Source organism: Petrotoga halophila DSM 16923, assembly GCF_002924615.1.
This window is the reverse complement of record NZ_JALY01000073.1, coordinates 1-5,793: the sequence shown is the minus strand read 5'-3', so window position 1 is coordinate 5,793 and position 5,793 is coordinate 1. Positions and strand designations below refer to the sequence as shown.

General features: G+C 32.4%; 6 protein-coding genes. 3 read left to right on the top strand and 3 right to left on the bottom strand.

Going from position 1 to position 5,793, the window contains the following annotated elements; translation table 11 throughout:
• From AA81_RS03370 to AA81_RS03360, 3 genes are all read right to left on the bottom strand, one after another.
• Window positions 1-748: 2-oxoacid:acceptor oxidoreductase family protein (locus AA81_RS03370; protein WP_211292643.1), on the bottom strand; the 748-nt coding region annotated here is incomplete at its 3' end.
• 110 nt (window positions 749-858) lie between these two features.
• On the bottom strand, window positions 859-1,674 hold the full coding sequence (locus tag AA81_RS03365; protein ID WP_103898198.1) for a type I phosphomannose isomerase catalytic subunit: 816 nt from the start codon (window positions 1,672-1,674) through the stop codon (window positions 859-861).
• Between the two features lie 2 nt (window positions 1,675-1,676).
• The gene (locus AA81_RS03360; protein ID WP_103898197.1) at window positions 1,677-2,276 is read right to left on the bottom strand and encodes a hypothetical protein; all 600 of its coding nucleotides are present in this window, start codon (window positions 2,274-2,276) and stop codon (window positions 1,677-1,679) included.
• A 216-nt stretch (window positions 2,277-2,492) separates the two neighbouring features.
• Between AA81_RS03360 and AA81_RS03355 the strand changes: the two genes are divergently transcribed.
• From AA81_RS03355 to ftsH, 3 genes are all read left to right on the top strand, one after another.
• Window positions 2,493-3,284 (top strand): energy-coupling factor transporter transmembrane component T family protein, encoded by a 792-nt coding sequence (locus AA81_RS03355; protein WP_103898196.1) that lies wholly within the window; start codon window positions 2,493-2,495, stop codon window positions 3,282-3,284.
• A 63-nt stretch (window positions 3,285-3,347) separates the two neighbouring features.
• Window positions 3,348-4,286, top strand: coding sequence for a radical SAM protein (locus tag AA81_RS03350; RefSeq protein ID WP_103898195.1), 939 nt, complete (start codon window positions 3,348-3,350; stop codon window positions 4,284-4,286).
• Between the two features lie 4 nt (window positions 4,287-4,290).
• Window positions 4,291-5,793: ATP-dependent zinc metalloprotease FtsH (ftsH, locus tag AA81_RS03345; protein WP_103898194.1), on the top strand; the 1,503-nt coding region annotated here is incomplete at its 3' end.

The window sequence follows — 5,793 nt, the reverse complement described above, 5'->3', positions numbered from 1 at the left end:
CATCATGTGCGACTATAAGATCGAAATGTTTTGAAAAGTTATCTAAATCAACGAGAACTCCTGATCCAGGTGTCATTGGATATGCAAAAATCGAATCGCAATTGCCAGCTAACGCTCCTAGAGATACCGCATCGGTTCCACTAATTAATAGATCGTCTTTTAAATTTTCATTTGCGGAGATCTCTATTTTTATCTCCCCACTTTCAGAAAAGTCTTTACCCAATTTGTAACCTTCTGAAGCTGCTTTTATGTTATCTGAAACAATTTTTTCTCCCTTATCTCCAAATCTTTCTTTTAGATACTCTTCTATAGTCTTTATGTTTGTTTTGAAAAGACCCAAAATTACACCAACAGCAACTATATTTGCATATATTTCGTTACCTATTTCTTTCGCAATAGAAAGGATGGGGACGTTGAAAAGGTTTTTATTTTCTAATTTTAAAAAATTATTATCTGCTATGATCAGAGTATCTTCAGTCACTCTGTCTCCTAGATGCTCAACCGAACTTTTCGTGAGAGGTATAAGTATATCTATTTTGTCGACGTAACTTTTCACAGGTTTAGAGCTTACCCTTATTTCAGTTGAATTACTTCCACCTCTAATCCTAGACATGTACTCTTTTGTGGCAAATACGTAATAACCTTCCCTTTTGAGAATAAATGTTAACAATCCTTCTATCGTTTGAATCCCTTGACCCGCTTCACCGGATAAGACGATTGACACATCTTCATTGATAGTTTTATTCATCAGGATACCTCCTAAGATTTTATGTTTATTCAATTATATCAGACAAAATAAGTCGAAAAAGAAATGGAATGTAAAAATTTTAAATTATTTTATAATTTTTGATTATGAAATTATAAAAGTGATTTCCAGCCATTTTCGTTTAATTTAAATTCCACAAATTCACCTTGAAAATTATAATTTAATTCTTCTGGAAGTACTATTGTTTCATAGCTTTTTAAGTTAACATATACGCCAAACCCTTTTTTATTTTGGTTGGCAAATCTGGAAAAGCTAAAATATTTAGTACATAAACCTTCGGTCTTCCTTGAAATAGAGTAACTGGTGTGAATGTTGTTAAGAACTTTTTTAGATTTATCAATATGGATTTCTCGAGGTCTTCCCCAGTCGTATAATCTATAAGTTAAATCTGAGCTTTGTTGTATTTCCAGTAAAAGGCTGTTAGGACCTAAGGTGTGAACAGTTCCTGCAGGTATAAAGATGGAATCGAATTTGTTCATTTCATAACTTTCTAGTACTTCATCCCATCGATTGTTATCAAAAGTTTGCAAAATATATTTGTTATTATTTGAAACTTTAATTTGTCCCTTATCTTTAAGAAAGTACCAAGCTTCTGATTTTCCCCATGGTTCGTTTTCTAATTGTTTAGCCATTGTATCATCGGGGTGTAATTGTATGGAAAGCCAGGATGAGGTTGCGATTAATTTTAAAAGCAAAGGAAATTTTGGAAAAAGTTCACTTACTTTTCCATATTCTCTTTGGCTATTTTTCCCATACAAAACGGTTTCGTACCCATCTAGAGGCGAATATAACCAGACTTCCCCTAATGGTTGTGTTTTTTCATAGTTGAAAATTCTGTTCAATTCATTATTTCCCCAAATTTTTTCACTAAAAATTGGTTTTGAAATAAGCGGCTCCGATATCTGCATGTTTACCTCCTGTTAAATTTTTTTAACTCATTTTCTAAGATATTAAGTCTTAATAATATTTTGTCTTTATATGTTTCTGAACCGCCATTGTAAATACTATAGGCATCTTCTTCCCCGTAACGTAATTTGATATCGTATAAGTATAAGATAGAAGTCATTAATTGAACATCAGGTCTTTCTTTTACGATATCCCAATACCAAGATTCAAAGAAATTGATTCTTTGATAAAATTCAGGGTAATTATGTTTTAAATACCAATAAGTAGGAGCTTGAATCTGAAAATATCCCAAACTTTCCCCACTATCTCCTTTTACGTTTTCAAAATTCGTTTCTACTATTCCAATTGCTAGTAATTCGATCGGATAAACATATTCAGTTACGTAGGGAAATTCGTTATATAATATTTCAAAGACTTTGACGAATTCTCTGGTCGTTGCATCGTCCAAAGTATAGTTATTTTTTAAGTACTCTTCAAAAAAAATGATCTGCTTTTTATAGTTTGAGGATTTAGAAACTAAAAAAACAATTATTATACATATTATTAAAATCAACAAAAGTATGATTAGGTACTTCACACTTCTATTTGCTAAGGATTTTTTCATTTGACTCTCCTTATGGGGTCATTGCATATTACAATAATTATACCATGTTTTCCCCCAAACACTTAATCAAAACTTAATAAAAATCAGCCATTCTGTTTATTAATATTTTAAAAAAACCACACAATCTTTTCTCACAAATAATATAATAATTCTTGAATTATGTTAAAATATTGATTGCTGAGAATTAGAAAAATAATTGATAAAAGGAGTATTTAAATGCTTTTGGATAATGTTGCCTTGGGAAGATACGTTGAATTAGACTCGTTGATGCATTCACTGGACCCAAGGGGTAAGCTTTTAGGGTTGTTCGTTTTAGCGGGATTTGCTTTTTCTATAAACAGCTTTTATGATGTTTTAATTATGTCTTCGTATACTTTGATTTTGATGCTGTCATCTAAACTAAGTTTGAAGTATTATATGAAATCCTTAAAATCAATATGGTTTATAGTTATCTTTGCCTTTGTAATTCAATTATTTACAATAGGAGGGAATACACTTTTTAAGATCGGGTTTATCAGAATAACAGATACCGGTTTATTTAATGCTGCTATAATTACCTTCAGAATACTATTTGCAGTTTTGTTATCTTCTGTTCTCACGTTAACTACTTCTCCTACCTCTTTAGCTCATGCTCTTGAGGATGTTTTGAGATGGTTTTTTGTACCGAAAAGATTTGCTCATGAAATATCGATGGTAATGACGATAGCTATAAGATTTATCCCTGTGATTGCAAATGAAGCAGATCGTATAATGAAGGCACAATTAAGCCGCGGGGCGAACTTCGATGATAGAAAATTTTCTGGAAGGATTAGAGGGGCTATATCTATAATTATTCCTTTGTTGGTATCTGCTCTGAGAAGGGCTGAAGATTTGAGTATTGCTATGGAAGCAAGAGGATACAATGGTTGGGAAGGGAGAACAAGATTTAAGCAATTTAATTGGGAAATAAAAGATACTTTTTTCCTCATTTCTTTTTCTTTAGTATGTTTCACTATCATTTTTATTTAAAAGGTGTTTTTTGATATAATTTAAATGAGTAAAAAAAGAGAAAAAATAGATTCGAGGTGTCGTATGAATTTTCAATACTTATACGGTCCTGTACCTTCTCGAAGATTGGGAAGATCCCTAGGAATAAGCCCAATACCTCCAAAGACTTGTAATTTTTCTTGTGTATACTGTCAGTTGGGAAGAACGAGCAACATGACAAACCAAAGACAAGAATTTTTTAATTTACAAGATATTTTGGAAGAGTTTGATGCTTATGTTAAAAACGATGTATCCCAGTTTGATTTTGTAACCATAGTTGGTGAAGGTGAACCATTATTATACTCTAAAATTGAGGAACTAATAAAATCAATAAAAACTTATGTTGATAAACCTGTTGCTGTAATTACAAATGGAGCTCTACTTTCTGTAGAAAAAATAAGGGAAGAATTAAATGAAAGTGATCTTGTAATGCCAACGCTGGATGCTTACGATCAAAGAACGTTTAAAAGAATAAATAGGCCTCATAAAAGTATATCTTTTGATTCTTACATGGATGGATTGATAAGTTTTTCTAAAAACTTTAAAGGTAAAATCTGGATGGAATTTATGATGGTAAAAGGACTAAATGATGATGAAGAATCTTTAAGGAAAATCAAAGAAATATTTAATAAAATAAGTTATGATAGATTATATATTAATTTACCAATGAGACCTCCTGCGGAAGATTGGGTAACAGTACCAGAAAAAGAAAAAATTGAATTGGCTCAAAATATCTTAGGAGGTATATCCCTTGATTTTTTAGAAGAAAAAGATTTTTACAGCTCGATAAAAGATGATTTGGAAGCTATCTTAAGTATAATAAAAAGACATCCGATGAATCAGCATGAAATTGAGAGTTTTTTAAATCAAAGAAAATGTGAAAATAAAAATGAGATTTTTGAAAAATTGGAGAAAGATGAAAACGTTGAAAAAGTACAGTATTTTGGATTAAATGTGTACAGGTTAACATCTGTGAGGAGGTAAATAAATGTCTGAAAATAAAAACGATAAAGAAAATAGAAATGATAAAGAAAATAAAAATACCAAAGAAGAAAAAAAGAAAGTAAGGTTTTCCAACATAATTTGGGTTTATATAATATTTGCCGTTATTTTTGTTGGAGCTCTCATTTCTTTGAATTGGGAAAATAACCCTATGATATCCTATTCAGAAATGTTGAGTTTGATCAATAACGGCCAGGTGGAATCCATAAAAATAAATCAAAATGGAAACGTGGAAATACTTGGCAAAGATGGTTCTACTTATGAATCTTTTTCCCCAGCTTTGGTAAACGATAAACAGTACGTCAATAGTTTAATTCAAAAAGGTATAAAGATAGAGTATGTCGAAAGTGTTGGATCAAAGTGGTGGTTTGGTTTATTGATAAACATAATCCCAATAATAGTAATGGTGTTGTTCTTTTTTTGGTTGTATCGATCGGCCTCCTCAGGTGCTAGAAGTAGCATGAACTTTGGAAAAAGTGGGGCAAAAAAGTATGAACCCATCGGTGAAAAAGTTACATTTAAGGATGTGGCAGGAATCGATGAAGTTTTGGAAGAAGTAGAGGACATTGTAAAATTTTTGAAAAATCCTCAAGAATATCAAGAATTGGGTGCAAGAATGCCTAAAGGAACATTGTTGGTAGGCCCTCCGGGAACAGGTAAAACTTTGACGGCAAGGGCAATAGCTGGAGAAGCAGATGTACCCTTTTATTATGCAAGTGGTTCAGATTTTGTTGAACTTTTTGTAGGGGTTGGTGCATCCCGAGTTAGAGACCTTTTTAAAACAGCTAAAGAAAATGCTCCTGCGATAATATTTATTGATGAATTAGACGCAGTAGGTAGACAAAGAGGAGCTGGCCTAGGTGGTGGTAACGATGAGAGAGAACAAACTCTTAACGCCTTGTTGGTGGAACTCGATGGTTTTGACACTTCGACAGGGGTTGTTGTAATGGCTGCTAGCAATAGACCCGATGTTCTTGATAAAGCATTACTTAGACCTGGTAGGTTTGATAAAAAAATAATGGTGGGTCCTCCAGATGTAAAAGGAAGAGAAGAAATTTTAAAGATACATACGCGTAAAAAGAAAATAGCCCAAGATGTTGATTTAAAATTGTTGGCTAAAAGGACACCGGGCTTCGTAGGAGCAGATTTAGAAAACCTAGTTAACGAAGCGGCTCTAATAGCCTCAAGGAAGAAAAAAAACCAAGTCGAAATGAGTGATTTTGAGGAGGCTATTGATAGAGTATTAACTGGTCCATCCAAAAAGTATAGGATAATATCCGATAAGGAAAAGAAAATTTTATCGTATCATGAACTGGGACATGCTATTTTAGGGTATTTATTGCCTAATACCGACCCTGTTTATAAGATTACTATAATTCCAAGGGGTGCAGGTTCATTAGGTTCTACTTTACAAATTCCTGAGAAAGACAAATATCTGATTAAAAAATCTGAAATACTTGATAGAATCGTTGTAGCCCTTGGAGGAAGA